The following is a 26,553-nucleotide window of genomic DNA, read 5'->3' as shown; positions in this document are numbered from 1 at the left end:
AACATTGGCCGCGGCATGCGGCATCGGTTGGAGTTGTGCAATGTTGTTTGCCCTTGGTGCGGTATCGAGTGCGCTCGGCGCGATCCAGTCGCTGACCAACTCGAAATCGTCCTCATCGACGCAGAAGACGGGATCGACGCAAGGCGCGACCAACCCGTTCGCGATCGACAGCGGCAGCAGCACGACCAGCGGCGCGGCCTCGTCGGTCAACTCGGGCAATCGCGCGCAGATCTCGCCGGAGACGATGAACGCGCTGATCGCCGCGCAGAGCCAGTCGGCGGACGGCGCGACGTCCTCGAGCGCGACCTCCTCGACGTCGGTGAGCCGGGAGGATGCGCTGAAGGACCTGTTCGCGCAGATCGATACGGACGGCGACGGCAAGATCACCAAATCCGAGTTTGAGGACACACTCGGCGCCGGCGGCACCAATCTCGCGCAGGCCGACGACGTGTTCTCGAAGATGGATGCGAATGCAGATGGCAGCATCAACCTCGGCGAAATGACGAAGGCGCTGAGGGGCGGCCATCAAGCGCAAGGTGCCGATGGCGCGGGCGAGGGATCGGATTCCTCGTCGCAATCCGGCGGTGGATCGACCTCGACCACGACGACGAATGCCGACGGCTCGACCACCACCACCGTCGCCTATGCCGACGGCTTCAAGATGTCGACCACGGTGCCGGGTGCCTCCAGCAGCTCGAATGGATCAGGCGCCAACAACTCGCCTTATGACTGGTTCGGACAGATGATGCAGCGTCAGGCGCAGGCCTCGGCGGCGTCCGCCGCTTCATCGCTGTCGATGAGCGTGTGAATGAGGTCCGAGGTCAGCCTGCATACTCGTGCGTGATGTCACGGTAGACATACCGGTCGCGGATTTCGTGGTTGAAGAAGGTGCCCTTTGAGCGCGCGTCCCTGAACGCGTCGGCGACCTCGGGCGGAACGTCCTCGTAGACATAGAGTCGTCCGCTGACGAAAGTCACCTTCAGCTCGCGCGTGTCGGGCGCATAGCGGAAGAAACGGATCACGGAAGACGGCATGACGGTGCACCTCTGCCCCCGTCTGGTAACGCCGTCTCCGCCGTTTCGTTTCTAACCGAACTTGTCTTTCCACGCCGGCTGCGCACCGGGGAACGGCAGCGCGGTCGCACCGTACACGCCGCTTGCGATCGCGCGCGCGACCACGTTGGCGGCGACCATGCCGAGCTCGGTGAGCTCCACCAGCGCCTCGATCGGCTTCTCGCAAGTGGCTGCGGCGAACAGCACGTCGCCGTCGAGCGGAGCGTGCACCGGATAAATCGCGCGGGCAAATCCGGTCTGCGCGATCATCGCGAGCCGCTTGGCCTGCGCCTTGCTCAGAATCGCGTCGGTGACGACGAGGCCGATCGTGGTGTTCTCGCGCTCGCTCGCGGCCGGCCCGCCCTTGATGCGCATCGCCAGCATGTCGGGCGTGAACGCAGGCGGCAGGCCGCGTCCGCCGAACTCGCCGTTTTCCTCGAACGGCGCGGCCCAGAACCAGGGTCCGTTGCCGACCGTGACGCTGCCGACCGCGTTCACCACCATGATCGCGGCGACCTTGACGCCATTCGACGTGACGGCCGATGCCGAGCCGATACCGCCCTTGAAGGTGGCGGTGGTCGCACCCAGGCCCGCACCGACGCTGCCGAGCGCGAAGTCGGTGCCGGCGGAGGCAGCGGCGGCATAGCCGAGATCGCGATAGGGCGAGAAGCGGCCCCAGGCCTTGTCGCCGCCGTTGAGCAGGTCGAACACGATCGCGCCCGGAACGAGGGGGACCACGGCCTCCCGGACCCTGAAGCCGCGGCCCTGTTCGGCGAGCCAGGCCTGCACGCCGCCGCCGGCATCGAGGCCGAACGCGGAGCCGCCCGAGAGCGCGATCGCGTCGACCCGCTCGACCGTGTTGGCGACCTCGAGCAGCGAGACCTCGCGCGTGCCGGGTCCGCCGCCGCGGACGTCGATCGCCGCGACGGCGGGCTGGTCGAAAATGATGGCGGTCGTGCCGGAGGCCACTTTCATATTCTCGGCATGGCCGACCCGGACGCCGGCGATATCGGTCAGAAGGTTTTTCAAGATGGCCTCGTTGTTGAGAGCACTTCGCGATCTGCGATAGCGCAGCGATGCCGCAGGCTCAACTGGCGAGCGCGGTCCTGAGCATCTTGGCGAGCTCGGACTTGCGGTAGGGCTTGGCCAGCAGCAGCACGCCGGAATCGAGCCGGCCGTGATGGACGATGGCATTTTCGGTGTAGCCCGAGGTGAACAACGTCTTCAGGTCGGGGCGGCGCCGGGCCGCTTCGTCAGCAAGCTGGCGGCCGTTCATGTTCCCGGGCATGATGATGTCGGTGAAGAGCAGGTCGATGGTCTCGTCGCTGTCGATGATATCGAGGGCCTCGGCGCCGTTGGCAGCCTCGAGCGCGGTATAGCCGAGGCTCTTGACCTGCGTCACGACATACTGCCGCACCAGCGCATCGTCCTCGACGATCAGGATCTTCTCGTTGCCGCCGGCGATGGGCGCGTTCTGGAGCGCCTCGAACTCGGTCTCCTGCACTCCTGTCGAGCGCGGCAGGTAGATCTTCACGCTCGTGCCGTGGCCTTCCTCGCTGTAGATCTTGATGTGGCCGCCCGACTGCTTGACGAAGCCGAACACCATGCTCAAGCCGAGGCCCGTGCCCTTGCCGACCTCCTTGGTGGTGAAGAAGGGATCGAACACCCGGTCGATCAGCTCGGCGGGAATTCCGCTGCCGGTGTCGCTGACCGCGATCATCACGTAATTGCCGGCAGCGACGTCGGGGTTCATGCTGGCATAGCCGTCGTCGAGGAAGACGTTGCGGGTCTCCAGCACCAGGGTGCCGCCGTCGGGCATGGCGTCGCGCGCGTTCAGCGCGAGATTGAGGATCGCGGTGGACAGCTGGCCCGGGTCGACCAGCGTCGGCCAGGCATCCTCGGTGAGCTGCGGCATGATGGTGATCTGCTCGCCGAGCGTCGGATGCAGCAGCTTGGCGGCTTCGAGCGCCAGCGCATTGACGTCGATCTCGCGCGGCTGGAGCGGCTGCTTGCGCGCGAAGGCGAGCAGATGCTTGGTCAGCTGCGCGCCGCGCTCGGCGGCGTCGTCGATCAGCCTGGTGATGGCGGCAAGCTCGGGCCGGTCGGCGACCGCATCGCTGAGAATGCCGATCGTGCCCGTGATGACGGTCAGCACGTTGTTGAAGTCGTGGGCGACGCCGCCGGTCAACTGGCCGATCGAGTCCATCTTCTGGATCTGCCGGAGCTGGGCTTCGGCGGCCTGCTTGTCGGTGAGGTCGCGGCCGATGAAGTAATGGCGCTTCACGGGCTCGGACCAGGTGCCCATCCAGTTCAGCGTGACCTCGTGACCGTCGTAATGGTAGTAGCGCGCCTCGAAGCCGCGCTTGACCGCGCCACGACGGGCTGCGCGCATCTCGTTTCGCGTCCTCTCGAGATCGTCGGGATGGATGAACTCGGTCGCGCTGTGCCCGACCATGTCCTCGGGGCTGTAGCCGAGAATGCTCTTCACGCTCGGGCTGACCTGGACGAAATTGCCATAGCCGTCGGTGACCAGGATCAGGTCCTGCGATGTCTCGAAGATGCGCTGGCGTTCTTCGGTCTCGCGGCGCAGCTTCTCTCTCGCCTGCTTCTCTTCGGTAATGTCGTGGGCGATCTTGGAGGCGCCGATGATCTCTCCCTCATCGGTCCGCAGCGGTGAAATGTTGAGGACGACGTCGAGCGGGCGGCCGTCTTTCCGGATCCGGATCGTCTCGTGCTGGGCGATCGACTCATTGCTGGCGATCCGGTTGAGGATGCTCCTGACCTCGCCCTTGAGATCAGGCGGCACGATGATGTCGATCGGCTTGCCGATGGCCTCGGCCGCAGAATAGCCGAAAAGATGTTCGGCGGCCTTGTTCCAGCCGGTGATGATGCCATCGAGCGATTTCGTGATGATGGCATCGTTGGACGACTCGACGACTGCGCCGTACAGCGCGAGGCGCTTGCCGTAATAGTCGCGTTCCGAGGCCGATTGCTGGCGCAGCCTTCCGACGAGGCCCACCGTATGCGCCTGGAGGCGGACATTCTCGATGAGTAGCACTGCGAGCACGAAGGTCGCCGCAGCGAGGCCGTAGAGCCGGCCGGCATAGAAGCCGAGATCGAAGCGCGCGACGTTGACGATCGCCGACAGCGCGATGTCGAACAGCCAGGCGCACATGACCACCATGAGCCAGACGTCGATCACCGTGTGCGGCTTGCGGAACCAGAGCGAGACCAGCGCGGCAAAGCTCAGCGACCACACGAAGGACACGACTCCGATCATGGTTGGCGTGTACCGACCGTCGCGCAACAGGACCGGCAGCAGATCGTGCTGCGCGGTCACGATCCAGGCGAAGACGCCCATTGCGGCGATGACGCCGAGCACGCTGGCATAAATCGCCCGGCTTGCCGTGCCGCGGATCCGGGGACCACCGTCATTTTCTTTCAGCCACGCATAACCCATCACGCACAGCGGAAAGCCGGCGTGCCAGATCATGTAGAGCCAGACCGTGGTCTGCCTGCCCGCGCCAAAGAGTCCGGCCGGTGCGAACAGTCCGGGGAAGGTGAGGGCATGAACCAGCGCCGCCGCGGCGGTGAAGAGATAGCCGGTCGCGAGCCACAGCAGCGCGCGGGTCCGCAAGATCGCAAATTGCGACAGCAGCAGCACGGCCGTGACGGTGTCGCTCACGGCGAGCGCAGATTGATAACTCGCGACGAAGGCCGGGACCGGCAGGAGCGGGGTACCCGCGAAGGGCACGGCCGCTGCAAACAGGAGGGAGGACACGCCGACGATCGTCAATGCTGCGGTGCGGTCTGCCGAAGTGGCGGGCAGGGTCGAAAGAAACGTGCTTCGGTCGACCGCCGCAGGCACATCCACCTCTCGCGGGTCGGTCTTGAGCTGGTCGGGTTTGAGCATCTCCGCTGGTCTCATTCGGCCGGCAGTCCGTTCATGGTAGCGGTTCTGGGCGCGGATCGTGAACAGGACCGGCCACGACTCAACCGAAGGTTACAGCTTTCTTAACCGCGGTGGGAACACGGAACAGGGATTGGGTAAGGTGCCCTTTACCGGGTGATGCCACAATGCACCTCCGCCGTGGCGGGTTCCAGGGTCGAACCTGGCGATTCTGATTCGGATATCGGGAGTTGTCCCCCCATGCCCCGCGTTCTCATCATCGACGACCAGAAGGACGTCCGTGCGATGGTCGCGATCGTGCTTCGGGTCAATCATTTCGAGGTCGTGGAGGCCGAAAGCGGCGCGGCTGGGCTGAAGGCCTTCGCGGAAAGCCCCTTTGACGCGGCGATCGTCGACATTTTTCTCGGCGACGCCAGCGGCGCCGACGTCATCGCGACCCTGCGCGAGCGCGCACCGGCGCTCCCCGTCATTGCGGTATCCGGCATGACGGCGCTCGACTTCGTGGATCAATCGCCCCACCTCGCCAACGTGGTCTGCCTGCAAAAGCCGTTTCGGCCGAACGATCTGCTGCAGGCCTTGCGGAAGGCCCAGGCCGCGGCCGGCGGCAAGCTGGCCGCAGCTGTCTGATCCTGCCGCAAGAAGAAACGCCCCGGGCTAAGCCGGGGCGCGGTGATGATTGGATGGCGGCTTAAAGGCCCGGCAAGCGCGCTTTAGGTGCCGTTGCCGCTGATCTCGGCGTAGCCGCCCTTGGCGTCCCATTTGTAGACGACGTAGTCGATCTGCTTGATGTCGCCCTTGGAGTCATATTCGACCGGGCCGATCACGGTGTCCCACTTGCCGGCCTTCATCGCCGCCATGACCTTCTTGGCGTCGGTCGTGCCCGCCTTCTTGGCCGCCTGCGACCAAACCTGCATCGCCGCATAGGTGTAGAGGGTGTAGCCCTCAGGGTCGATGTTCTTGGCCTTGAATGCCTCGACGATCTTCTTCGCGGTCGGCTTGTTGCGCGGGTCGGGGCCGAAGGTGAACAGCGTGCCTTCGCCGGCAGGGCCGGTGATGGAGGCGTACTCCTTGTCGGCGAGCGCGTCGCCGGCCATCAGCACGGTCTTGAGGCCCTGGTCCCGCATCTGGCGCAGGATCAGGCCACTCTCCTGATGATAGCCGCCGACATAGACGAGGTCGATGTTGTCGCGCTTCAGGCGGGAGACGATCGCGTTGAAGTCCTTGTCACCCTTGTTGTAGGACTCGTACATCTTCTCGGTGACGCCGGCCTTGTTGAGCGCCTTCTTGGTCTCGTCGGCAAGACCTTTGCCGTAGGTGGTCTTGTCGTTGAGAATCGCGATGTTCTTGCCCTTGAAGTTCTTGGCGATGTACTGCGCGGCGATCAGGCCCTGCTGATCGTCGCGGCCGCAGACGCGAGCCACGTTCCAGAGCTTGCGCTCGGTGAACAGCGGGTTGGTCGAGGCCGGCGTGATCTGGAGCACGTTGCCGTCGGCATAGGCTTCCGAAGCCGGGATCGACGATGACGAGCAATAGTGTCCGGCCACGAACGGGATTTTCGCGCCGGCGATCTTCTCGGCGATCGAGCGCGCCTGTTTCGGGTCGCAAGCGTCGTCTTCGACGGAGAGCGCGAGCTTCTTGCCGTTGACGCCGCCAGCGGCATTGATATCGGCCACGGCCATCTCGGCGCCGTTCTTCATCTGGCGGCCGAAGGCGGACTCGCCGCCGGTCATCGGGCCTGCGACTGCGACGGTGACATCCTGCGCGAATGCCGCGCTCGACAGCGCGATCGATGCGCCGAATGCCAGACCGATGAGCTTCAGTGATTTCATGAGATACCTCGCGGGTGGTCGCCTGTGGAAGTTGCCGGGATGCCCGGTTCAAACCGGCGCCATTCTTGAATGAATTCGAGGAGAAGTCACCGGCAAAATACGGGCATTTGCGGAGATATCTCGCCACATTCGGCCGCACTCGTCGGCCTCAGCGCTGGCTCAGCCGTGGCGGCCGCCTTCCAGATAGGCGGCACGAATCTCCGGGCGTTGCAACAATTCGGTGCCGGTGCCGGCCAAGGTGATCAGGCCATTGACCATGACGTAACCGCGATGGGCGAGCTTGAGCGCATGGTTGGCGTTCTGCTCGACGATCAGGACAGTCAGGCCGTCCTGCCGGTTCAGGGTGCGGATCGCACCGAAGATCTGGCGTGCGATCAGCGGTGCGAGGCCAAGCGAGGGCTCGTCGAGCAGAAGCAGGCGGGGACGGCTCATCAGCGCGCGGCCGATGGCCAGCATCTGCTGCTCGCCGCCGGACAGGGTTCCACCGCGCTGGGCATAGCGTTCCTTCAGCCGCGGAAACAGCGTGAATACGCGTTGCAGTGTCGCCTCGCGTTCGGCGTCGGTGCATGCGGTGGAGTCCGCCCCCATCTGAAGATTTTCCGCAACGCTCATGCGCGGGAAGATGCGGCGGCCTTCCGGCGATTGCGCGATGCGCAAATGCGCGATCTCGTGGGTGGGAACGTCGGTGATGTCGCGGCCTTCATAGAGGATCTGGCCGGCGCGGGCGCGCGGCTTGCCGAAGATCGTCATCATCAGTGTCGACTTGCCGGCGCCGTTGGCGCCGATCAGGGCGACGATCTCGCCGGCATTGATCTCGATGTCGACGCCCTTCAGCGCCTCGATCTTGCCGTAGGCGGCGCGAAGACCCCGGATCGCGAGCAGGGAAGTGGGCGCCGATGTCACGTCCCGCTCTCCATCACGGCCACGGCCTCGTCCTCGTCGGCGCCGAGATAGGCGGCGATCACCTTGGGATCGTCGCGGACCTCGCGCGGCGTGCCTTCGGCGATCTTCACGCCATGGTCCATCACCACGATGTGGTCGGATATCTCCATCACCACCGACATGTCGTGCTCGATCAGCAGGATCGAGGTGCCGAGCTCGTCCCGGATCGAGAGCAGGAGCTCGCTCAGGGCCGCGCTCTCGCGCGCATTGAGGCCGGCCGCGGGTTCGTCCAGGCACAACAGGGCCGGCTCGGTGCACATTGCGCGCGCGATCTCCAGCCGGCGCTGGTCGCCATAGGCGAAATTGCCGGCGGCGTCGTCGGCGCGGTCGAGCAAATTGACCCGCTTCAACCAGTCGGTGGCGAGATCGATCGCGCGCTTCTCGGCGTCGCGGTAGGCAGGAACACCAAGGAGACCGAGAAGGGTGAATCCGGAAGCGCGCATCAGCGCGTTGTGCTGCGCCACCATCAGGTTTTCCAGCGCGGTCATGCCGGGAAACAGGCGGATGTTCTGGAAGGTGCGCGCGACCTTGGCCTGCTTGGCGATGCGGAAATCGTTGAGCCGCTCCAGTGCGAACACCCCGCCGTCGTCGTGGGCAAGACGGATGCTGCCGCCGCTCGGCTTGTAGAAGCCGGTGATGCAGTTGAAGACCGTGGTCTTGCCGGCGCCGTTCGGCCCGATCAGCGCGGTGATCTTCTTGCGCTCCGCCGAAAATGACAGGTCCTGCACGGCGACGATGCCGCCGAAGCGCATGGCGAGCCGGTCGACGCTGAGAATCTGGTCGGCGCTCATCCGTGCCCTTCCTTGACGAGATCGGAGGAGATCGTCTTCGCCTTGGTCAGATATACGGTGGGTGCGCGATGGCCGATCAGGCCGCGCGGCCGCCAGATCATGATCAGCACCATCGACATGCCGAACACGAGCATTCGGTAGGACTCGAGGCCGCGGAACAGCTCGAAGCCGCCGATCATGGCGAGAGCTGCGAGCGCGACGCCGAGCTGCGAGCCCATGCCGCCGAGCACGACGATCGCGAGCACCAGCGCCGATTCCTGGAAGGTGAAGGATTCCGGGCTGATGAAGCCCTGGCGCGTTGCGAAGAACGCGCCGGCGAAGCCGCCGAACATGGCGCCCGTCGCGAACGCCGTGAGCTTGGTGGTCGTGGTGTTGATGCCGAGCGCGCGGCAGGCGACCTCGTCCTCGCGCAAGGCCTCCCAGGCCCGGCCGATCGGCAGGCGGCGCAGCCGGATCGTCACCCAGTTGGTGAGGAGCGCCAGCGCCAGGATCAGGTAGAACAGGAAGATGATGCGGTGGGTCGGCGAGTACTCGATGCCGAGCCTGGCGGCGAGCCCGTCATCGCTGTTGTCGAGCGGGATGCCGAAGAAGGAGGGGCGGGGAATACCCGAGACGCCGTTTGGACCGCCGGTCAGCTCCTGCCAGTTGATGATGACGAGGCGGATGATCTCGCCGAAGGCGAGCGTCACGATGGCGAGGTAGTCGCCGCGCAGGCGGAGCACGGGGAAGCCGAGCAGCACGCCCCAAAACGCGGCGAGGATGCCGGCGAGCGGCAGGCAGATCCAGAACGACCAGCCGAAATTGGTGGCGAGCAGTCCGTAGGAATAGGCGCCGACCGCATAAAAGGCGACGTAGCCGAGATCGAGCAGGCCGGCGAGCCCGACCACGACGTTCAAGCCCCAGCCCAGCATGACATAGGTGAGCACGAGAATCGCGAGGTCGAGGATGTAGCGCTGGTTATAGAAGATGACGGGTACCAGCACCGTGAAGATCAGAAGCGCCGGCGCGAGGTAGCGGCCGATGAAGGACATGCCGCTCTGCACGGCCGGCGGCACCAGCTTCTCGGTGCCGGTCGGGCCGATCCATTGCCGCAACAGCTCGATCACGATCGAGCCGCCGAACACCGCAGCGACGAGGGAGGCGAGGTCGCCGAAGCGCGTCCAATAAGTCAGCTGGCCGGAGGAGCCCGCCTCGGTGCGGATGCCGACCATCAGCGAGAACAGCACCAGCGCGATCAGCGCGTTGATAAAAGCCGTCTTGAGGAGGGAGGTGGCGCCCGTTGTACGTTTGGTCGTCATGGTCGGGGGAGCTGTCACGCGTGACCGTCAGACTTTTTCGACTTCGGGACGACCGAGCAGGCCGGTCGGCATGAAGATCAGCACGACGATCAGGATCGAGAACGCCGCGACGTCCTTGTATTCGACCGAGAAATAGGCCGACCAGAACGTCTCGATCAGGCCGATCGCAAGCCCTCCGAGCATGGCGCCGGGCAATGAGCCGATGCCTCCGAGCACGGCAGCGGTGAACGCCTTGATGCCGGCGACGAAGCCCATGAAGAAATCGACGAGGCCGTAATAGAGCAGGTACATCAGGCCGGCCACCGCAGCGAGCGCGGCGCCGATCACGAAGGTCATGGAGATGGTGCGGTCGACATCGACGCCGAGCAGCGCCGCCATGGTCTGGTCCTGCTCGCAGGCGCGCATGTCGCGCCCGAGCCGGGTGCGCGACACCAGCCAGGTGAAGATCGCCAGCAGCACGATGGTCGTGACGACCACCATGATCTGGATGTTGGAAAGCTGTATCACGAAGCCGTCCGCGCTCTCATGCAGTGTGTAGCCGCCGGTGATGAAGGGCGGGATCGGCTTGACGCGCGCGCCTTGCGCGACCTGGGAATAATTGGTCAGCACGAAGGACATGCCGATCGCCGACAGCATCGGGGCGAGGCGGAAGGAGTGGCGCAGCGGCCGGTAGGCGATGCGCTCGATGGTCCAGCCATACAGCGCGGTGATCGCCATCGAGACCAGCAGCACCACGAGCAGGATCACGGGGATGGCGGTCAGCCCGAGCGAGATCAGGATCACGAAGGTGATCAGGGCAATGAAGCCGCCGATCATGAAGACGTCGCCATGGGCGAAGTTGATCATGCCGACGATGCCGTAGACCATCGTGTAGCCGATCGCGATCAGGCCGTAGATCGAGCCCAGGACGAGACCGTTGATGAGCTGCTGGGCGAAATAATCCATGGGCTGCCGTTTACCAAACCTGACGCCGCTCAAAGGGAGCTATTCGAGAGAGAGGTCTTGAGTTTCTTCTCGGGCCCCGGCAGCCCTTGAGCAATCTTCCGGTTTTGTAACAGGAGGGAACTGGCGGCTGCAACTAGCGAAGGCGCGGCAGACGCGCTTGTACAATGGTCATTTCGTTACGACTGTCGTCTTTCCGGTTCCGCAACTGCGAGGAACCGGGTTCCCTCAGGCAACCAAAGTGGATGCCCGCCGTTGTCTCAGCTCTGACGTCCAACAAGGGAGTTTCCCGAAATGACGAAGCAGCAGAACCAGAATCCGGGCCAGCAGAGTCAAAACCCCGGCCAGCAGCGCCCAGGTCAACAGCCCGGGCAGCAGCAGGGCGGCGGCCAGAAACCCGGACAGCAGCAGCAGAACGACCCGATGCGCCAAGGCGATCGCCCAGGCCAGCAACAGGGCGGCCAGCGCGGTCAGGAATAGCGAGTTTGGGAGCCCAGGAGTGAGGAGGCCCTGCCGAGAGGCGGGGCCTTTCTTTTTGGCGCCCAGTCCTTGGGACAGTTCCCGGTCCCTGGGACAGTTAAGGTAAACAAAGAGTTTAAATTGCCGCCATAGTCTGATGCGAGTTAGCTCGGCGAAGCCGCGGCCTTTCGTCGAAGGCCGGCAAACCAGGCGGGAAGCGGCATGCTCAGGAATTGGCGGATCGGTTCGGTCAACGGCGCGCTGCTGGCGGCCTATTTCATTCCGGCCTGGGCCCTGGTCGCCTTCAACATCATTGTCGCGCCTGTGCACGGCCTCTACGAGCGGCCGAGCGTCGCCGTCGCGCTGTTCCTGAGCGACCATCTCCAGATGGCAGGGATGGACACGGTGCGCGCCGCCTGGCTGCTGGCGCTGGGCCGGCTGACCGTGGTGGCGTTCTTTGCGATCTACCTCGTGCTGCTCTGCATTCCCCGAATCCGCAAGAGCGGCGGCAGCGACGAGGCGCTCGGCATTGCGCTGGCGATCGGCAGCCTGATCTCGTTTGCCAGCATGGTGATGGCCTCGAAGGTCGGCGAGATGGCCGCGCTCCGGCTGCATGCCACCGAGCTCCTGCTCTTGCTCGGTGCCGCGATCGTGGTGGTGATCGAGAAGCCGGCGGCAGCACCGAAGACGTCGGAGATCGCCGCGCCGCTAGGTCTTGAGCAGGCCGAGCTCCTGCACAATAGCTGAGGCTTCCTTGACGGCGTGGTTCACCGCCGGCACGCCGCAATAGATCGCCTGCTGAAGCAGGATTTCCTTGATGTCGTCCGGCGTGAAGCCACCCTCGGCGAGCGCGGCTCGCACGTGCAGGCGAAACTCGTCCCATTGCCCGAGCGCCACCATGGTGCCGATCACCAGCACGCGCCGCGTGCGCTCGTCGAAATGCGGCCGCGTCCAGATCTCGCCCCAGGCGTAGCGCGTGATCATATCCTGGAAGTCGGTGTTGAACGCGTTGCGGTTCGCGATCGACTTGTCGACCCAGGCATTGCCCAGCACCTTGCGGCGCACGGTCATGCCGGCATCGCGGCGCTTCTGGTCGTCCATGTGTTTCCTCCGAATGAGTCATTCCGGGGCGCCTCGAAGAGGCGAACCCGGAATCTCGAGGTTGCGAATGCCGATCGAGATTCCGGGTTCGATGCTGCGCATCGCCCCGGAATGACGAAGGTCGTTGCTAACGCTGCGTCAAAAAGCCGACCACCGCATCGGTGAATGCGTGCGGCTGCTCGACGTTGGAAATGTGCGCGGCATCGATGATGGTCATGCTCGCGCCGGGAATGCTCGAGCGGATCAACTCGCCCGCCGAGATCGGCGTCGCCACGTCGTGGCGGCCGGCGATCACCAGCGTCGGGCTCTTGATTCTGGGCAGCAGCTCACGCTGGTCGAGCGTCGACAGCGCCTCGCAGCAGGCAAGATAACCCTCGACCGGCGAGGCGAGCAGCATCGATTTCATCTTCGCGGTGATCTCAGGCTCGCGCTCGCGGAAATCCTGGGTCAGCCAGCCCGCGATCACGGCATCGGCGACGGCGGCGATGCCGCCATCCTTCACCGCCTTGATGCGGTTATGCCAGTTTGTTGGATCGGGATAGTAGCAGGACGTATTGGCAAGGATGAGCTTGCCGAACCTCTCCGGCGCGTTGGCGCCGAGCCATTGCCCGACCATGCCGCCCATCGACAGGCCGCACCAATGCACCTTCTCGATGTTGAGATCGTCGAGGATCGCCAGCACGTCGCGGCCGAACCGCTCCATCGAGTAAGGACCCGGGGGAACGTTGGACTTGCCGTGGCCGCGGCGGTCGTAGCGGATGACGCGGAACACCTGTGTCAGTGCCTTCATCTGCGGCTCCCACATCTGAAGCGTGCAGCCCAGCGAGTTGGACAGCATCAAGGTGGGCCCGCCGTCGCGGCCCTCGACGGAGACGTTGAGCAGGCAACCGTCGGCATCGATCATGGGCATGCGGTGTCTCCGTCGTATTATCGGTTCTCATTCGCGGTCGAGGCTGTCGAGCAGGCGGTCGATCAAGGCCTGAGAAGCCCCTTGATAGGCCATCGGCTCGAACAATGCCGCAATTTTTTCCGGCGTAAGGTGCGCGGTCACCTGCGAATCGGCCGACAGCACCTCACGCAGATGCTTCCTCTCGGCGACCGCGCGCTTGCTCGCGGCCTCGATCAGATGATGCGCATTGCTCTTGCCGATCGTCTCGGCCAGCGCGAAGGTGACGGCCTCGGCCATGATCAGCCCCTGCGTCGCATCGAGATTGCTGCGCATGCGCACCGCATCGACCTCGAGACCCTCGGCGATGTCGACGATCGCCGCAAGCGCGCCGGAGGTGACCAGCATCAGTTGCGGCAGCGTCGGCCATTCCGCGTGCCAGGGGCCTGCGCTGCGCTCGTGGTCCTGCACCTGCGCGGCAAAAATCGTGGCGGCGAGCTGCGGCGCCATGGTGGCGGCGCCCAGCGCGCTCGCGGCGGCGACCGGGTTGCGCTTGTGCGGCATGGTCGAGGAGCCGCCGCGGCCTTCGCCGGCGGGCTCGAAGGCTTCGGCGACGTCGGTCTGCATCAGCAGCGAGACGTCGCGCGCGATCTTGCCGCAGCTACCGGCGAGAATGGCGAGGCAGGATGCAGCCTCGGCGATGCGGTCGCGATGGGTGTGCCAGGGCGCCTCGGGCAGCGGCAGACCGAGCTCCTGCGCCAGCCGTTCGGCAACCGCGAGCCCCTTGTCGCCGAGCGCGGCGAGCGTGCCGGCGGCACCGCCGAATTGCAGCGCGAGGCCCTCGCGAGAGAGCCGCCGCAGGCGGCAGCGGGCGCGGGCAAGGCTTGCGGCATATTCAGCCGCCTTCAGCCCGAACGGCATCGGCAGCGCATGCTGGAGCCAGGTCCGCGCCACCATCGCGGTGTTGCGATGGCTGCGCGCCAGTGCGGCAAAGCCCCTGATGGCGCGACTGAGGTCGACATCCAATGCATCGATGCCGGCGCGAAGCATCAGCATCGTCGCGGTGTCGATGACGTCCTGGCTGGTCGCGCCCCAATGCACGTAGCGCGCGGCCTCTGCGTCGGCCTTGCCGACATTGGCGGTCAGCGTCTTGACCAGGGGAATCGCGAGATTGCCCGATCGCGTCGCGGCCTCGGCCAGTGCGGCCATGTCGAAGGAATCTGCCTTGCACGCGGCCTCGATCGGGCCGACGGCGGATGCCGGAATCACGGCCGTGGCGGCCTCGGCGCGCGCCAAGGCTGCCTCGAAATCGAGCATGTTCTGCAGGGTAGACCGATCGTCGCAGACCGCGCGCATGGCGGCGCTCGACAGCATCGGCGCGAGCAGGGGGGAGAGGGAGGTGCTCATGTTGCGCGCGACCTAATCATCATGCCCCGGCCGTGCCAATCCCCAACCGGCCCCACACGTCTTTTTGCAGTTGCGAATATGCATTGCACGTGACCCGGCCCCGCCCTTTCCTTTGCCGCGCCGCTGCGTTACTTGAATCAGCACTATAGTTGCGCGATCCAGGAGGCATCTCATGGCCATGACGATGAACGGCGAAGTCCAGCTTGCGGCGCCGCGCGAGGCCGTGTGGGCCAAGCTCAACGATCCCGAGGTACTGAAGTCCTGCATCCCCGGCTGCGAGGAGCTGGAGAAGACCGACGACGGCGGCTTCCGCGCAACGGCTAAAATGAAGGTCGGCCCGGTGTCGGCGCGCTTCAAGGGCAAGGTCACGCTGTCCGATCTCGACCCGCCGAACGGCTACAAGATTTCAGGCGAAGGCGAGGGCGGGGTCGCCGGGTTCGCCAAGGGCGGCGCGGTGGTCAAGCTCGCGGAGAAGGACGGCGGCACGCTGCTCTCCTACGACGTCGAGGCGCAGATCGGCGGCAAGTTGGCGCAGCTCGGCCAGCGCCTGATCAACGGCGCCGCCAAGAAACTCGCCGACGAGTTTTTCTCGAACTTCGCCAAGGCGGTACAAGGCTGAAACCTATCGCCTTTCGGCATGGCGGCTTGCGTCCGGGGTGATGTTGCCCCAGGGGACAATGGCCCATATGATGGGTTGGAATAATTATAAGAACCGCTTCGACGGGACCCGTCGGGGCGCTGATAGAGAGTGCTTATGGCAAAAATCTCCCTCATCGTGAACGGCAATCCTGTGACGGCCAATGTCGATCCCCGCACGCTTCTGGTGCAGTTTCTGCGCGAGAATCTGCGGCTTACCGGCACCCATGTCGGCTGCGACACCTCGCAGTGCGGCGCCTGCGTCGTGCATCTCGACGGCAAGGCCGTGAAGTCCTGCACCACGCTTGCGGTGATGGCCGATGGCCACGAGGTCAGGACGATCGAGGGGTTGGCCGCCGACGGCGCGCCGCTGCATCCGATGCAGGAGGCCTTTCGCGAACACCACGGCCTGCAGTGCGGCTTTTGCACGCCGGGCATGATCATGACCGCGATCGACATCGTGCATCGCAAGGGCCACGAACTCGACGACCACACGATTCGCGAGGAGCTCGAAGGCAATCTCTGCCGCTGCACGGGCTATCAGAACATCGTCGCCTCGATTTCCGCCGGCGCGAAGGCGATGGCGAAATCCGACCTCGCGTAACGCGCATCCCGCGATCAGGACATTCAGATGTACGAATTCAAATATCATCGCCCCGGGACCGTTCGCCAGGCAGCCAACCTCCTGGTGAAGAACGAAGACGCCAAGGTGATCGCCGGCGGCCACACGCTGATTCCCGTCATGAAGCAGCGCCTCGCAAGCCCCCCGCATCTGGTCGACCTCTCCCATGTCGAGGGGCTCAACGCGATCGAGATGAAGGGCCGCTCGCTCGTGATCGGCGCCACCGCCAAGCACGCCGAGGTCGCGACCTCCGCCATCGTCGGTGAGGCGATCCCGGCGCTGGCGAACCTCGCGAGCCAGATCGGCGATCCGGCCGTGCGTCACAAGGGTACGATCGGTGGCTCGCTCGCCAACAACGATCCGACCGCCGACTATCCGGCCGCGGTGCTTGCGCTCGGCGCCACCATCGTCACCAACAAGCGCCGCCTCAAGGCGGAAGAGTTCTTCCAGGGCCTGTTCACGACGGCGCTCGAAGCCGACGAGATCATCACCAAGGTGATGTTTCCGTTGCCGAAAAAGGCAGCCTACATCAAGTTCCGCAACCAGGCCTCTCGCTATGCGCTGGTCGGCGTGTTCGTGGCGCGTCGTCCTTCGGACGTGCGCGTTGCCGTCACCGGTGCCGGCTCCGAAGGCGTGTTCCGCGTCGCCGCATTCGAGGAGGCTCTGAAGAAGCGCTTCGCCTCGAAGGCGCTGGAAGGCATCGCGGTGCCGGCGGAAGGTCTCAACAGCGATATCCATGGCAGCGCCGAATACCGCGCGCACCTCATCGGGGTGCTCACGCGGCGTGCCGTCGACGCCGCCAACGCCAAGGCGTGAGGTGACCTCACGCCCTGGCCAAACTTGTCCCGATGAGGGCGTAGTAAGACTGGCTTTCTCATGACTTCAACGCCCAACTCGTCCGGTGCTTTGCCGGCATCGGTCGATGCGATGCTCGACCTTCTGACGTCGCGGGGCTACCTCGCCGAACGGTCGCTTGCGACGGTGACCTACCTCTCCTTGCGCATGGGCCGGCCGCTGTTCCTCGAGGGCGAGGCCGGCGTCGGCAAGACCGAGATCGCCAAGGTGCTCTCGGCGGCGCTGGGGCGGAAGCTGATCCGCCTCCAGTGCTATGAAGGCCTCGATGTCTCCTCCGCGGTCTACGAGTGGAACAGCGCCGCGCAGATGATCGCGATCCGGATGGCGGAAGCCGCCGGCGATACCGATCGCGACCAGCTCTCGAGCGATATCTTCGCCGACCGCTACATGATCAAGCGGCCGCTGCTTCAGGCACTGGAGCCCGACGTCGCCGGTCCGCCGGTGCTGCTGATCGACGAACTCGACCGCGCCGACGAGGCGTTCGAGGCCTACCTGCTCGAAATCCTCAGTGACTTCCAGGTGACCATCCCCGAATTCGGCACCGTGAAGGCACCGCATCCGCCGATCGTCATCATCACCTCCAACCGTACCCGCGAGATCCACGACGCGCTGAAGCGGCGCTGCCTCTATCACTGGGTGGATTATCCTGCCGCCGAGCGTGAGCTTGCGATCGTCAAGACGCGCGTGCCCGGCATCTCCGCCAAGCTCTCGCAGCAGGTCGTGCGCTTCGTGCAGGCGCTGCGCAACCAGGACTTCTACAAGTCGCCGGGTGTCGCCGAGACCATCGACTGGGCGACCGCCCTGTCCGAGCTCGATGCTCGTTCGCTGACCCCGCAAGTGGTCGGCGACACGCTGGGTGCGTTGCTCAAATATCAGGACGACATCACCCGGATGCAGGGCGATGCCTTGCAGAAGGTGCTGAAGGAAGCGACGAGCGAGAATTGACGCGCGTCTCGTAACTACCCCGTCATTCCGGGGCGCGCGTAGCGCGAACCCGGAATCCATTGTGCAGCGACGACGGTGGTTGAATGGATTCCGGGCTCGCGCCAAGTGGCGCGCCCCGGAATGACGACCGAGAGTGTGGACCCATGGCCATCAACCACCTTGCCCCGGAGCAAACCGAGCAGTTCGCCGACAACATCGTCGGCTTCGCCCGCGCGCTGCGTGCTGCCGGCATTCCCGTCGGGCCGGGTGCGGTGATCGATGCCATGAATGCGCTTGAGGTGATTGACATCGGCAACCGCGCCGACGTCTTCACGACGCTGGAGGCGATCTTCGTCAAGCGCCGCGAGCATGCGCTGATCTTCAAGCAGGCCTTCAACCTGTTCTTCCGCGCCTCGGAAGAATGGAAGCACATGCTGGATTCGGTGCCGCTGCCGGAGCAGGCCAGGAAGAAGCCGCAGGCGGGCGCGCGCCGCGTGCAGGAGGCGATGTCGCAGCCGCGGATGACGGAGACGCCGCAGCACCAGGAGCAGGATCTGCGCTTGTCCGTCTCCGACAAGGAGATCCTTCAGAAAAAGGATTTTGCGCAGATGAGCGCGGCCGAAATCGCCGAGGCCTTGCGCGCCGTCGAGCGGATGCGGCTGCCGCAGGCGGAGCTTCTGACGCGCCGGCACCAGCCCAACGCCCGGGGCCTGCGGCTCGACCTGCGCCGCACGCTCCGCGCATCGCTCCGCACCGGCGGCGACATCATCGACATCCATCGCCTCGGGCGAATCCAGAAGCCGGCGCCGATCGTCGCGCTGCTCGATATCTCGGGCTCGATGAACGAGTATACCCGCCTGTTCCTGCACTTCCTCCACGCCATCACCGACGCGCGCAAGCGTGTCTCGGTGTTCCTGTTCGGTACCCGTTTGACCAACGTCAGCCGCGCGCTGCGCCAGCGCGACCCCGACGAGGCGCTGGCGAGCTGCTCGGCCTCGGTGGAGGACTGGGCCGGCGGCACCCGGATCTCGGCCTCGCTGCACAACTTCAACAAATTGTGGGCGCGGCGTGTGCTGAGCCAGGGCGCCATCGTGCTGCTGATCTCCGATGGGCTGGAACGGGAGGCCGATTCCAAGCTGGCCTTCGAGATGGACCGGCTGCACCGGTCCTGCCGGCGGCTGATCTGGCTCAACCCGCTCTTGCGGTTCGGCGGTTTCGAGGCCAAGGCGCAGGGCATCAAAATGATGCTTCCCCACGTTGACGAATTCCGCCCGGTGCATAATTTGAGTTCGATCCAGGAGCTGATCATGACGCTCTCCCAGCCGCTGCCGCCGCATCACCGCAGCCTGATCCGCTCCGCAGCTTGAGAGGCACCCCATGCTCGATCGCGACGAGGATATCCTGAAGGCGGCGGAGGACTGGCAGAAGGCCGGTCGTGGCGTCGCGCTCGCCACCGTTGTGGAGACCTGGGGGTCGGCGCCGCGCCCGGCGGGCTCGAGCCTCGTCATCAATGACGAGGGCACCTTCCTCGGCTCGGTCTCCGGCGGCTGCGTCGAGGGCGCCGTGGTGACCGAGGCCATGGATGTGATCCAGAGCGGCAAACCGAGGATGCTGGAGTTCGGCGTGGCCGACGAGACCGCCTGGAATGTCGGGCTGTCCTGCGGCGGCACCATCCGCGTCTTCGTCGAGAAGGTCGGTTAGCCGTGAAGCTCGCAATTCTTCACGAACTCAATGCCGAGCGCGCCGCGCGCCGGCCGGTGATCCTGGTGACCGACACCGAGAGCGGCGAGCAGCGGCTGGTGAAGGCGAAGGATTTCGCCAGGGATCCGCTGCGCACCGAACTGGAGAAGCAGCTCCGCATGGGCAAGAGCGCCAGTGTCGAGGTCGGCGGCAAGAAGCTGTTCCTCAACGTCTACGCACCGACGGCAAAGCTCGTCATCGTCGGCGCGGTCCATATCAGCCAGGCGCTGGCGCCGCTGGCGCGCTCGCTCGGCTACGACGTGACCGTGGTCGACCCGCGCACGGCTTTCGCAAGCCCCGAGCGCTTCCCGGACATTCCGCTGATCGCCGAATGGCCCGACACGGCGCTGCCGCCGCTCAACGTCGATGCCTACACCGCCTTCGTCGCGGTCACGCACGATCCCAAGATTGACGATCCCGCGCTGCTGCACGCCTTCGAGCGCAACTGCTTTTATATTGGCGCGCTCGGCTCGCGAAAGACCCATGCCAAGCGTGCCGACCGGTTGCGGGCGCAGGGCGCCAAGGAAAGCGACATCGCGCGCATCCACGCGCCCATTGGCCTTCCGATCGGCGCGGTCTCTCCATCCGAGATCGCGGTGGCGATCATGGCCGAGATCACGGCCGTGCTTCGACTGCCTCCAAAAGAAAAAGAAGAAGCGGCATGAAGTTCGGACCGGCGAGCCCTAGGGATGCGATCGGCGGGGTGACCGTCCACACCCTGCGTCAGGGACCGCTGGTGCTGAAGAAAGGCACGACGATCGGCGCCGCCGAGGTCGAGGCGCTGGAGCGCGCCGGTATCAAGGACATCGTCGTGGTGCGGATGGAGGCGGGTGACGTCTCCGAGGACGTCGCGGCCGCCAGCATCGCGCTCGCCATCGGCGGCGAGGGTATTCATGTCGAGCGCGCCTTCACCGGCCGTGCCAATCTGTTTGCCGCGCAGCCCGGCGTGCTGGTGATCGACCGCGCCGCGGTCGACCGTATCAACAATGTCGACGAGGCCATCACTTTCGCGACGCTCACCGCCTACAAGCCGGTGGTCGAGGGCGAGATGGTTGGCACCGTCAAGATCATCCCGTTCGGCGTCGAGGGCGTTTTGCGCGATGCCGCAGTCAAGGCCGCCGGCAAGGACGTCCTTAAGATCGCCCCTTACGTGATCAAGCGCGTCGGCGTCGTCTCGACGCTGCTGCCGGGCCTGTCCTCCAAGGTGATCGACAAGACCCTGCGCGTCACCGCCGAGCGGCTCGCGCCGGCCGGCGCCAGCGTCATTGCCGAGCGGCGTGTCCCGCATGAGGAGCAGGCGCTGTCGGCCGCGATCAAGGACTTGCTCGGCCTTGGTGCCGAGCTCGTCATTGTGTTCGGCGCCTCTGCGATTGCCGATCGCCGCGACGTGATTCCGGCGGCCGTTACCGGCATCGGCGGCGAGATCGAGCATTTCGGCATGCCGGTCGATCCCGGCAATCTGTTGCTGATCGCCCGTGCCGGCGGCGTGCCGGTGCTGGGTGCGCCTGGCTGTGCGCGCTCGCCGGTCGAAAACGGGTTCGACTGGGTGCTGATGCGGCTGCTCGCGGGCATCAAGGTGACGCGGTCCGAGCTGATGGGCATGGGCGTCGGCGGTCTCCTGATGGAAATCGTGACGCGGCCGCAGCCGCGCGCAAAGCCGGAGACGGAGGGCAACAGCCAGGTCGCGGCCATCGTGCTCGCGGCGGGCCGTTCGACCCGCATGGGCGGCCCGAACAAGCTGCTCGCCGAGCTCGACGGCAAAAAGCTGGTGCGCCTTGCGACCGAGCAGGCGCTGGCCTCGAAAGCATCGGAGGTGATCGTCGTGACCGGCCATCAGGCCGAGCTCGTCGAGCAGGCGCTGCAAGGCCTGAAAGTCAGGTTCGTCCGCAATCCGGACTTCGCCGGCGGCATCGCCAGCTCGGTCAAGGCGGGCGTCGCGGCCGTGCCGGAGACCTGCGGCGGCGCCGTGGTGTGCCTCGGCGACATGCCGCTGATCGACGCCGGCCTGATCGACCGCCTCATCGACAGCTTTGCACCCGACCGCGGCAATCTCATCGTCGTGCCCGTCAGCGAAGGCCGCCGCGGCAATCCCGTGCTGTGGTCGCGCCGCTTCTTCGGGGAGTTGATGACGCTCGACGGCGACGTCGGCGCGCGCCACCTGATCGCCAGGCATGCCGAGGCGGTGGCCGAAGTGCCCGTCGACGGCGAGAGCGCCTTCCTCGACATCGACACGCCGCAGGCGCTGGAAGCGGCGCGGCGGGGATGAGGGCGCCGTAGGGTGGCGAAGCGAAGCGTGGCCCACCAATTTTCGATAGCCGGTGGATGAATGGCCACGGCGCTTCGCGCCTTTGCCCACCCCAAGGCATCTCCCCAAGCCTCCGATTTCAACCACCCGTTCACCATCTGGAAACGACCGCCGCTTAGAGTACCTCCACCTGCCTTGGGGGGAGGGGTTTTCCATGGCTTCGAACATCGTCGCGCGCCGTTGCGCGATGTTTTTCTTTGCGCTGTCCGTCTGTGTCGCCGGTGCCCGTTACATCACCGAAGCCCATGCCGCCGGCGCCTTTGCGGTCGGCAAGTGTGGCGCCTATGGCCAGGCGTATGATTACGGCGCCGAACACGAGGCGCGCGCTGCCGCCCAGAAGCAGTGCAAGGGCGATTGCACGACCGTGACGATGAAGCGCGCCTGCGCTGCGATGTCGGTCGATCTCACCAATCCCTGCGGTGCCTACGGCTATGCCGTCAAGCCGAAGATATCGGCCTCGCTCAATGCCGCCACGCGCGAATGCTACAAGTATGGTGGCAAGGAATGCGTGATCCGCGCCTGGGCCTGCGACGCCAAGGGTTGATTCCATCCATCTCTCTTGCTGTCATTCCGGGGCGATGCGTAGCATCGAACCCGGAATCCATTCGTCCACTTGCTCGGTAGCGCGATGGATTCTCAGGTGCGCAATTGAGCACCGTAGCTCGCGCCAAAATGGCGCGCCCCGGAATGACACTGAGGAGCCCCATGCACTTCGACACCAAGATCGCGGTCGTGATCCGCGCCGATCTTCAGACCTGGCAGAAGCTCAACGTCGCCTCCTTCCTCACCGGCGGCATCGCCGCCGCTTTTCCCGAATGCATCGGCGAAGCCTACGAAGACGCCTCAGGCACGAAATATCATGCGCTGATCGGCCAGCCGATCCTGATCTATGGCGCCGACGGTCCGGCGTTGTCGCGCGCGCTGGACCGCGCGCTCGCTCGGAACGTTACGCCAGCCGTCTATACCGAGGACATGTTCAAGACCACGCATGATGCGGCCAACCGCGAGGCGGTGAGGGCGGTCGCGCGCACCGAGCTCAATCTCGTCGGCATCGCCATGCGCGCCGAGCGCAAGGTAATCGACAAGATCGTCGACGGCCTGAAGTTCCATAGCTGACATTCACCTGCGGAAGTCCTGTCATCGCGCTGTCATGACGGCAGCACGCTGCGCAACGCTTGGGCGGTTTGACTCGGATCAAGTGCCAGTCGCGCCCGGCCGCTACTCTGCCATTCGCAATGCGAGGGAGCAGAGATATGCCCACCATGAAAGCCGCAATCGTCAGACAGTTCGGCAAGCCGCTGGTGATCGAGGACGTGCCGGTGCCGCAGCCCGGTCCCGGCGAGGTCCTGGTCAAGGTCAAGGCCTGCGGCGTCTGCCATACCGATCTGCACGCAGCCTCCGGCGACTGGCCGGTAAAGCCGGTGCCGCCCTTCATCCCCGGCCATGAGGTCGCCGGCATCGTCGCCGCGCTGGGGCCCGGCGTCAAGAATCTGAAGGTCGGCGATGCCGTCGGCGTTGCCTGGCTGCATGATGCCTGCATGGCTTGTGAATATTGCGAGACCGGCTGGGAAACGTTGTGCGAGCACCAGCACAACACCGGCTACAGCGTGAACGGCGGCTTCGCCGAATATGTCATCGCCTCGGCCGCCTTCGCCGCGAAGCTGCCGGCGACGGTCGATTTCGCCGCGATCGCGCCGATCCTGTGCGCCGGCGTCACCACCTACAAGGGGTTGAAGGAGACGGAAGCAAGGCCCGGCGAGTGGGTGGTGATCTCAGGCGTTGGCGGGCTCGGCCATGTCGCGATCCAGTACGCCAAGGCGATGGGGCTCAAGGTCGTCGCGGTTGACATTGCCGAGGACAAGCTCGCGCTTGCACGTGAGGCTGGCGCCGATCTCGCGGTCGATGCGCTCGCAGCCGGCGCTGTGGACAAGGTGCTGGCGGCGACCGGGGGCGGAGCCCACGGCGTGCTGGTGACGGCTGTCTCGACGGCCGCGTTCGCGCTGGCGCTGAAGATGGTGCGCCGCAAGGGCACCGTCAGCCTCGTCGGCCTGCCGCCGGGTGAATTCCCGACGCCGATCTTCGACGTCGTGCTCAAGCGCATCACGGTGCGCGGCTCCATCGTCGGCACGAGGCGCGACCTCGACGAAGCCATCGCGTTTGCCGCCGACGGAAAGGTGAAGGCCGAGGTGACCAAGGCGCCGCTCGCGGAGATCAACCACATCTTCGATCGGATGAAGGCCGGCAAGATCGAGGGCCGCATGGTGCTCGACTTCAGCTAGTCTCTGCAAGGAGCAGGGCATGGTCCGGCCAACGAAGATCGTCTTTCTCGGTGCCAGCAGCGCATCCTTTGGGATGAGCATGTTCCGGGACCTGTTCTCGACCCGCGATCTGGCCGGTTCAACACTGGTCCTGGTCGGACGAAACGTCGACCGGCTCGGCCGGTCGAGGCGGCTCGCGAGACTGCTCAACGAGAGATCCGGCGCCGGCTATGCCATCGAGGCCACGACGGATTGGCGCGCGGCGCTCGACGGGGCAGAGTTCGTCGTGCATTCCACCGCCATCGATCGCAATCGGCTGTGGCGGCTCGATTTCGAGATTCCGCGCAAGTTTGGCATCCATCATACGCTGGGTGAGAACGGTGGGCCCGGCGGCTTGTTCTTCACGCTGCGCACCTTGCCGGTGGTCTTCGACTTCGTGCGCGAGATGGAGCTCCGCTGCCCGCGCGCGACCTTCATCAACTTCTCCAATCCGGAAAGCCGCATCATCCTGGCGCTCGGGCGGTATAGCAGGATTCGCAGCGTCGGCCTCTGCCACGGAATATTCCTTGCGCGCGGCGATGTCGCCCGAATCCTGGGGATGCCGGAAAGCCGAGTGGATGTGTGGGGTGCAGGCCTCAATCACTTCCAATGCCTGACCGAGATCCGGGATCGCGAGACGGGCGAGGACCTCTATCCGCTGTTGCGTGAGAAGGAGCGGGATTTCGATCCCACCTTCTCACCCCTGACGCGCAAGCTGTTGCATGCCTTCGGCTACTGGCTCGGCTGCGGCGACGGTCACGTCGGCGAGTATCTCTCGTTCGGCTGGGAGGCCGGCGAGGGTGGCTACAACTTTGACTGGGACGAGAGCGAACGCGCGAAACTGACGCGGATAATTGATGACGTGCTCGCCGGTCGTGCCGATGTGCCGGACTGGTGGTCGGTGCCGTCGGGGGAACGCGCGATCGGCATCATCGCCGCCATCGTTCATAACCGCAAGCAACTCATCGAATCCGCCGTCGTCCACAATCGACAGGTGATCCCGAACCTGCCGGCCGATGCCGCGGTCGAGGTGCCGGTGGTGGTAGATGCCGCGGGCATCCATCCTGTCTCGCTCGGGCCGCTGCCCGATGGCGTGGCCAAGCTGATGACGACCCAGGTTCAGGTTCAGCAGATGGCGGTGGAGGCGGCGATGCATGCCTCGAAGGAAATGGCGCTGCAAGCGCTGCTGCTCGACCCCGTCATCCATTCCGAGCAGGCCGCGCGCGGCCTGCTCGAGGAGTTGTGGGAGATCAACCGACCTTACATCCGGCCATGCATCTGAGCGACCGACCACCACCCCCAGCGCGCCGTACCTTACACCGGCGGCATGCCTGCAAATTTCGTCAGGTCGGGGTCAAGACGGTCCCAGCCGTGACCGCGCGCGGCGAAGGTGACCGCCTGCGGCCTGTAGCGGGCGGGCTCGTCGAGGCTTGTCGCCCGGATCGTGAAGACGTCGGGCTGTGCTGCGAAGGTCATGTAAACAGGCACGCCGCATCGTGTGCAGAAGCCGCGCGTCTTCACGTTGCCGCTGTCGGCGACCATGTTCCAATGCTTCGCTTCGCCGGTCAGCGTGACGCCGGCGCGCGCGAAGGTCGCGTACGAGCCGTGGCCGCTGCCGCTTTCCCGCTGGCAGTCCCGGCACTGGCAGTGATTGCTGAACAGGGGCTCGCCGGAAATCGAATAGCGGATCGCGCCGCAGGCGCAGCCGCCGGTATAGGGCTTGTCCATCGCGATATCTCCCACTCACTCTTCGCCGCTGATCTCGTCGAGCTTGCGGACGACCTTCTTCCAGCCGCCGCTCATGACCGTGTAGGCCGACTCGTTCTTCGGCAGGACGAAGCCCGCATGGATCAGGCGGATCCGCGTGCCGGCTTCGACCGGGGTGAGGGACCACGTCACGACGGTGTCGAGCGGTGCGCCATAGCCGGTGTTGCGCTCATCGCCGCCCTTCCAGGCGTAGACGAGGCGGCGGTTCGGGACGACCTCCAGAACCCGGCAGTGAATCACGCCGTCCCAGTTGCCGCCCGGGGTGGTCTGGAACGTGAATCTCTTGCCTTCGACGGCCTCGAAGCCGGTCGGTTGCATCAGCCAGCGCGCGATCAATTGGGCGCTGGTCAGCGCCTTCCAGATGGTCTCGGGCGTGTGAGGGAAGACCTCGTCGATGACGATGTCCCTCGTTTCGGCTTTCAACGCGGCAGCGCTCACGGATCGATCTCCTTCAAGAGGTCACGCAGGTTCTGGAAACGCTCGCGCCAGAAGACGCCGTAATGATCCATCCAGGTCACCAGCGGCTCGAGTCCTTGCGGTGCGGCGCGGTAATAGACGTTGCGGCCCTCTGCGCGCTCGGCGACGAGGCCGGCCTGCTTGAGGGACTTCAGGTGTTGCGAGATCGCGCCCTGAGTGACCCCGCTGCCGCGCGTCAGCTCGGCGACGCTGATCTCCTTGCTCTCGAACACGCGCTCGAACACGGCGCGCCGTGTCGGGTCGGCGAGGGCACGCATCACGGTGGTGACGGGGTTTTGGGCGGCTTCGATCATGCAGATCGATTAGCGTCCGC

Annotated in this window: 30 protein-coding genes; 16 read left to right on the top strand and 14 right to left on the bottom strand. The window is 65.3% G+C overall.

The genetic code is table 11. The annotated features are described in order from the left end of the window. Positions 1-40: 40 nt before the first annotated feature. Complete coding sequence (locus ACSHT2_RS08925) at positions 41-808, top strand: EF-hand domain-containing protein (protein WP_440641240.1); 768 nt, start codon at positions 41-43, stop codon at positions 806-808. Positions 809-821: 13 nt separating this feature from the next. On the opposite strand, the gene ACSHT2_RS08920 is transcribed toward ACSHT2_RS08925, so the two are convergent. Genes ACSHT2_RS08920 through ACSHT2_RS08910 form a run of 3 tightly spaced genes read right to left on the bottom strand, consistent with a single transcriptional unit; the run spans position 822 to position 4,965 of the window. Next, positions 822-1,034: a KTSC domain-containing protein gene (locus ACSHT2_RS08920; protein WP_440641239.1), complete on the bottom strand. Its 213-nt coding sequence runs from the start codon at positions 1,032-1,034 to the stop codon at positions 822-824. Between the two features lie 51 nt (positions 1,035-1,085). Then, positions 1,086-2,081, bottom strand: a complete 996-nt coding sequence (locus tag ACSHT2_RS08915; protein WP_440641238.1) for a P1 family peptidase — start codon at positions 2,079-2,081, stop codon at positions 1,086-1,088. A 58-nt stretch (positions 2,082-2,139) separates the two neighbouring features. Beyond that, positions 2,140-4,965, bottom strand: a complete 2,826-nt coding sequence (locus ACSHT2_RS08910; RefSeq protein WP_440641237.1) for a PAS domain S-box protein — start codon at positions 4,963-4,965, stop codon at positions 2,140-2,142. A gap of 237 nt (positions 4,966-5,202) precedes the next feature. Here ACSHT2_RS08910 and ACSHT2_RS08905 point away from each other — a divergent pair, with 237 nt between their 5' ends. Next, on the top strand, positions 5,203-5,589 hold the full coding sequence (locus ACSHT2_RS08905; protein WP_440641236.1) for a response regulator: 387 nt from the start codon (positions 5,203-5,205) through the stop codon (positions 5,587-5,589). Between the two features lie 83 nt (positions 5,590-5,672). On the opposite strand, the gene ACSHT2_RS08900 is transcribed toward ACSHT2_RS08905, so the two are convergent. The 5 genes from ACSHT2_RS08900 to ACSHT2_RS08880 form a co-directional block, all read right to left on the bottom strand. Further along, on the bottom strand, positions 5,673-6,791 hold the full coding sequence (locus tag ACSHT2_RS08900) for a branched-chain amino acid ABC transporter substrate-binding protein (protein ID WP_440641235.1): 1,119 nt from the start codon (positions 6,789-6,791) through the stop codon (positions 5,673-5,675). Positions 6,792-6,950: 159 nt separating this feature from the next. Next, on the bottom strand, positions 6,951-7,694 hold the full coding sequence (locus tag ACSHT2_RS08895; protein WP_440641234.1) for an ABC transporter ATP-binding protein: 744 nt from the start codon (positions 7,692-7,694) through the stop codon (positions 6,951-6,953). Then, the gene (locus ACSHT2_RS08890; RefSeq protein ID WP_440641233.1) at positions 7,691-8,524 is read right to left on the bottom strand and encodes an ABC transporter ATP-binding protein; all 834 of its coding nucleotides are present in this window, start codon (positions 8,522-8,524) and stop codon (positions 7,691-7,693) included. Before ACSHT2_RS08890 ends, ACSHT2_RS08895 begins: the two co-directional genes overlap by 4 nt. Beyond that, positions 8,521-9,822, bottom strand: coding sequence for a high-affinity branched-chain amino acid ABC transporter permease LivM (livM, locus tag ACSHT2_RS08885; protein WP_440641232.1), 1,302 nt, complete (start codon positions 9,820-9,822; stop codon positions 8,521-8,523). Before livM ends, ACSHT2_RS08890 begins: the two co-directional genes overlap by 4 nt. A gap of 27 nt (positions 9,823-9,849) precedes the next feature. After that, on the bottom strand, positions 9,850-10,767 hold the full coding sequence (locus ACSHT2_RS08880; RefSeq protein WP_194393152.1) for an ABC transporter permease subunit: 918 nt from the start codon (positions 10,765-10,767) through the stop codon (positions 9,850-9,852). A gap of 291 nt (positions 10,768-11,058) precedes the next feature. Here ACSHT2_RS08880 and ACSHT2_RS08875 point away from each other — a divergent pair, with 291 nt between their 5' ends. After that, the gene (locus ACSHT2_RS08875) at positions 11,059-11,244 is read left to right on the top strand and encodes a hypothetical protein (protein ID WP_063195310.1); all 186 of its coding nucleotides are present in this window, start codon (positions 11,059-11,061) and stop codon (positions 11,242-11,244) included. A 201-nt stretch (positions 11,245-11,445) separates the two neighbouring features. Then, the gene (locus ACSHT2_RS08870) at positions 11,446-11,970 is read left to right on the top strand and encodes a hypothetical protein (RefSeq protein WP_440641231.1); all 525 of its coding nucleotides are present in this window, start codon (positions 11,446-11,448) and stop codon (positions 11,968-11,970) included. On the opposite strand, the gene ACSHT2_RS08865 is transcribed toward ACSHT2_RS08870, so the two are convergent. From ACSHT2_RS08865 to ACSHT2_RS08855, 3 genes are all read right to left on the bottom strand, one after another. After that, positions 11,932-12,324, bottom strand: coding sequence for a carboxymuconolactone decarboxylase family protein (locus ACSHT2_RS08865; protein WP_271532893.1), 393 nt, complete (start codon positions 12,322-12,324; stop codon positions 11,932-11,934). The two genes, ACSHT2_RS08870 and ACSHT2_RS08865, sit on opposite strands and share 39 nt — an antisense overlap. A gap of 127 nt (positions 12,325-12,451) precedes the next feature. Beyond that, entirely contained in the window at positions 12,452-13,234 is a 783-nt protein-coding gene (gene pcaD, locus ACSHT2_RS08860) for a 3-oxoadipate enol-lactonase (protein ID WP_440641230.1), read from the bottom strand. A gap of 27 nt (positions 13,235-13,261) precedes the next feature. Beyond that, positions 13,262-14,617, bottom strand: coding sequence for a 3-carboxy-cis,cis-muconate cycloisomerase (locus ACSHT2_RS08855; protein WP_440641229.1), 1,356 nt, complete (start codon positions 14,615-14,617; stop codon positions 13,262-13,264). A 172-nt stretch (positions 14,618-14,789) separates the two neighbouring features. On the opposite strand from ACSHT2_RS08855, the gene ACSHT2_RS08850 reads away from it, so the two are divergent. The 12 genes from ACSHT2_RS08850 to ACSHT2_RS08795 all read left to right on the top strand — a co-directional run bounded on the left by ACSHT2_RS08850 (position 14,790) and on the right by ACSHT2_RS08795 (position 25,278). Continuing rightward, complete coding sequence (locus ACSHT2_RS08850) at positions 14,790-15,236, top strand: SRPBCC family protein (RefSeq protein WP_440641228.1); 447 nt, start codon at positions 14,790-14,792, stop codon at positions 15,234-15,236. A gap of 135 nt (positions 15,237-15,371) precedes the next feature. Further along, positions 15,372-15,857 carry a (2Fe-2S)-binding protein gene (locus tag ACSHT2_RS08845; protein ID WP_212288800.1) on the top strand — a complete coding sequence of 162 codons (486 nt, stop codon included), beginning with the start codon at positions 15,372-15,374 and terminating at the stop codon, positions 15,855-15,857. Between the two features lie 27 nt (positions 15,858-15,884). Beyond that, positions 15,885-16,691, top strand: a complete 807-nt coding sequence (locus tag ACSHT2_RS08840; protein WP_440641227.1) for an FAD binding domain-containing protein — start codon at positions 15,885-15,887, stop codon at positions 16,689-16,691. Between the two features lie 60 nt (positions 16,692-16,751). Further along, positions 16,752-17,675, top strand: coding sequence for an AAA family ATPase (locus tag ACSHT2_RS08835; RefSeq protein ID WP_440641226.1), 924 nt, complete (start codon positions 16,752-16,754; stop codon positions 17,673-17,675). Between the two features lie 143 nt (positions 17,676-17,818). Then, positions 17,819-19,021, top strand: a complete 1,203-nt coding sequence (locus tag ACSHT2_RS08830; protein ID WP_440641225.1) for a vWA domain-containing protein — start codon at positions 17,819-17,821, stop codon at positions 19,019-19,021. A gap of 10 nt (positions 19,022-19,031) precedes the next feature. Continuing rightward, entirely contained in the window at positions 19,032-19,355 is a 324-nt protein-coding gene (locus ACSHT2_RS08825; RefSeq protein ID WP_007602422.1) for an XdhC family protein, read from the top strand. Between the two features lie 2 nt (positions 19,356-19,357). Continuing rightward, positions 19,358-20,059 (top strand): XdhC family protein, encoded by a 702-nt coding sequence (locus tag ACSHT2_RS08820; protein WP_440641224.1) that lies wholly within the window; start codon positions 19,358-19,360, stop codon positions 20,057-20,059. Continuing rightward, the gene (locus tag ACSHT2_RS08815) at positions 20,056-21,660 is read left to right on the top strand and encodes an NTP transferase domain-containing protein (RefSeq protein ID WP_440641223.1); all 1,605 of its coding nucleotides are present in this window, start codon (positions 20,056-20,058) and stop codon (positions 21,658-21,660) included. Before ACSHT2_RS08820 ends, ACSHT2_RS08815 begins: the two co-directional genes overlap by 4 nt. 193 nt (positions 21,661-21,853) lie before the next feature. Next, the gene (locus tag ACSHT2_RS08810) at positions 21,854-22,243 is read left to right on the top strand and encodes a DUF4189 domain-containing protein (RefSeq protein WP_440641222.1); all 390 of its coding nucleotides are present in this window, start codon (positions 21,854-21,856) and stop codon (positions 22,241-22,243) included. A 161-nt stretch (positions 22,244-22,404) separates the two neighbouring features. Continuing rightward, the gene (locus ACSHT2_RS08805; RefSeq protein WP_440641221.1) at positions 22,405-22,815 is read left to right on the top strand and encodes a DUF2000 family protein; all 411 of its coding nucleotides are present in this window, start codon (positions 22,405-22,407) and stop codon (positions 22,813-22,815) included. Positions 22,816-22,952: 137 nt separating this feature from the next. After that, a complete protein-coding gene (gene adhP / locus ACSHT2_RS08800; protein WP_440641220.1) occupies positions 22,953-23,978 on the top strand; it encodes an alcohol dehydrogenase AdhP in 1,026 nt (341 codons plus the stop codon). Between the two features lie 19 nt (positions 23,979-23,997). Continuing rightward, complete coding sequence (locus ACSHT2_RS08795; RefSeq protein ID WP_440641219.1) at positions 23,998-25,278, top strand: family 4 glycosyl hydrolase; 1,281 nt, start codon at positions 23,998-24,000, stop codon at positions 25,276-25,278. A gap of 32 nt (positions 25,279-25,310) precedes the next feature. Here the strand turns inward: ACSHT2_RS08795 and ACSHT2_RS08790 are convergent, their stop codons facing one another. The 3 genes from ACSHT2_RS08790 to ACSHT2_RS08780 are packed head-to-tail and all read right to left on the bottom strand — an operon-like array spanning position 25,311 to position 26,533. Next, positions 25,311-25,724 (bottom strand): GFA family protein, encoded by a 414-nt coding sequence (locus ACSHT2_RS08790; RefSeq protein ID WP_440641218.1) that lies wholly within the window; start codon positions 25,722-25,724, stop codon positions 25,311-25,313. 15 nt (positions 25,725-25,739) lie between these two features. Beyond that, the gene (locus tag ACSHT2_RS08785; protein ID WP_440641217.1) at positions 25,740-26,201 is read right to left on the bottom strand and encodes an SRPBCC family protein; all 462 of its coding nucleotides are present in this window, start codon (positions 26,199-26,201) and stop codon (positions 25,740-25,742) included. Then, complete coding sequence (locus ACSHT2_RS08780; RefSeq protein ID WP_370140488.1) at positions 26,198-26,533, bottom strand: ArsR/SmtB family transcription factor; 336 nt, start codon at positions 26,531-26,533, stop codon at positions 26,198-26,200. Before ACSHT2_RS08780 ends, ACSHT2_RS08785 begins: the two co-directional genes overlap by 4 nt. Positions 26,534-26,553 lie beyond the last annotated feature (20 nt).

This window comes from Bradyrhizobium sp. PUT101, assembly GCF_052043945.1.
GTDB lineage: Bacteria > Pseudomonadota > Alphaproteobacteria > Rhizobiales > Xanthobacteraceae > Bradyrhizobium.
Note: the sequence above shows the minus strand (reverse complement) of the source record. Positions and strands in the feature narration are given on the sequence as shown.

Bases quoted from the DNA above. Each gene is read 5' to 3' on its own strand.
- ACSHT2_RS08840 (WP_440641227.1), top strand. From the start codon at position 15,885: ATGTACGAATTCAAATATCATCGCCCCGGGACCGTTCGCCAGGCAGCC.
- ACSHT2_RS08825 (WP_007602422.1), top strand. From the start codon at position 19,032: ATGCTCGATCGCGACGAGGATATCCTGAAGGCGGCGGAGGACTGGCAG.
- ACSHT2_RS08805 (WP_440641221.1), top strand. From the start codon at position 22,405: ATGCACTTCGACACCAAGATCGCGGTCGTGATCCGCGCCGATCTTCAG.
- ACSHT2_RS08880 (WP_194393152.1), bottom strand. From the start codon at position 10,767: ATGGATTATTTCGCCCAGCAGCTCATCAACGGTCTCGTCCTGGGCTCG.
- ACSHT2_RS08925 (WP_440641240.1), top strand. From the start codon at position 41: ATGTTGTTTGCCCTTGGTGCGGTATCGAGTGCGCTCGGCGCGATCCAG.
- livM (WP_440641232.1), bottom strand. From the start codon at position 9,822: ATGACGACCAAACGTACAACGGGCGCCACCTCCCTCCTCAAGACGGCT.
- ACSHT2_RS08845 (WP_212288800.1), top strand. From the start codon at position 15,372: ATGGCAAAAATCTCCCTCATCGTGAACGGCAATCCTGTGACGGCCAAT.
- ACSHT2_RS08790 (WP_440641218.1), bottom strand. From the start codon at position 25,724: ATGGACAAGCCCTATACCGGCGGCTGCGCCTGCGGCGCGATCCGCTAT.
- ACSHT2_RS08865 (WP_271532893.1), bottom strand. From the start codon at position 12,324: ATGGACGACCAGAAGCGCCGCGATGCCGGCATGACCGTGCGCCGCAAG.
- ACSHT2_RS08870 (WP_440641231.1), top strand. From the start codon at position 11,446: ATGCTCAGGAATTGGCGGATCGGTTCGGTCAACGGCGCGCTGCTGGCG.
- ACSHT2_RS08815 (WP_440641223.1), top strand. From the start codon at position 20,056: ATGAAGTTCGGACCGGCGAGCCCTAGGGATGCGATCGGCGGGGTGACC.
- ACSHT2_RS08900 (WP_440641235.1), bottom strand. From the start codon at position 6,791: ATGAAATCACTGAAGCTCATCGGTCTGGCATTCGGCGCATCGATCGCG.
- ACSHT2_RS08830 (WP_440641225.1), top strand. From the start codon at position 17,819: ATGGCCATCAACCACCTTGCCCCGGAGCAAACCGAGCAGTTCGCCGAC.
- ACSHT2_RS08810 (WP_440641222.1), top strand. From the start codon at position 21,854: ATGGCTTCGAACATCGTCGCGCGCCGTTGCGCGATGTTTTTCTTTGCG.
- ACSHT2_RS08920 (WP_440641239.1), bottom strand. From the start codon at position 1,034: ATGCCGTCTTCCGTGATCCGTTTCTTCCGCTATGCGCCCGACACGCGC.
- pcaD (WP_440641230.1), bottom strand. From the start codon at position 13,234: ATGCCCATGATCGATGCCGACGGTTGCCTGCTCAACGTCTCCGTCGAG.
- ACSHT2_RS08850 (WP_440641228.1), top strand. From the start codon at position 14,790: ATGGCCATGACGATGAACGGCGAAGTCCAGCTTGCGGCGCCGCGCGAG.
- ACSHT2_RS08875 (WP_063195310.1), top strand. From the start codon at position 11,059: ATGACGAAGCAGCAGAACCAGAATCCGGGCCAGCAGAGTCAAAACCCC.
- ACSHT2_RS08855 (WP_440641229.1), bottom strand. From the start codon at position 14,617: ATGAGCACCTCCCTCTCCCCCCTGCTCGCGCCGATGCTGTCGAGCGCC.
- ACSHT2_RS08890 (WP_440641233.1), bottom strand. From the start codon at position 8,524: ATGAGCGCCGACCAGATTCTCAGCGTCGACCGGCTCGCCATGCGCTTC.
- ACSHT2_RS08780 (WP_370140488.1), bottom strand. From the start codon at position 26,533: ATGATCGAAGCCGCCCAAAACCCCGTCACCACCGTGATGCGTGCCCTC.
- ACSHT2_RS08905 (WP_440641236.1), top strand. From the start codon at position 5,203: ATGCCCCGCGTTCTCATCATCGACGACCAGAAGGACGTCCGTGCGATG.
- adhP (WP_440641220.1), top strand. From the start codon at position 22,953: ATGCCCACCATGAAAGCCGCAATCGTCAGACAGTTCGGCAAGCCGCTG.
- ACSHT2_RS08795 (WP_440641219.1), top strand. From the start codon at position 23,998: ATGGTCCGGCCAACGAAGATCGTCTTTCTCGGTGCCAGCAGCGCATCC.
- ACSHT2_RS08835 (WP_440641226.1), top strand. From the start codon at position 16,752: ATGACTTCAACGCCCAACTCGTCCGGTGCTTTGCCGGCATCGGTCGAT.
- ACSHT2_RS08910 (WP_440641237.1), bottom strand. From the start codon at position 4,965: ATGCTCAAACCCGACCAGCTCAAGACCGACCCGCGAGAGGTGGATGTG.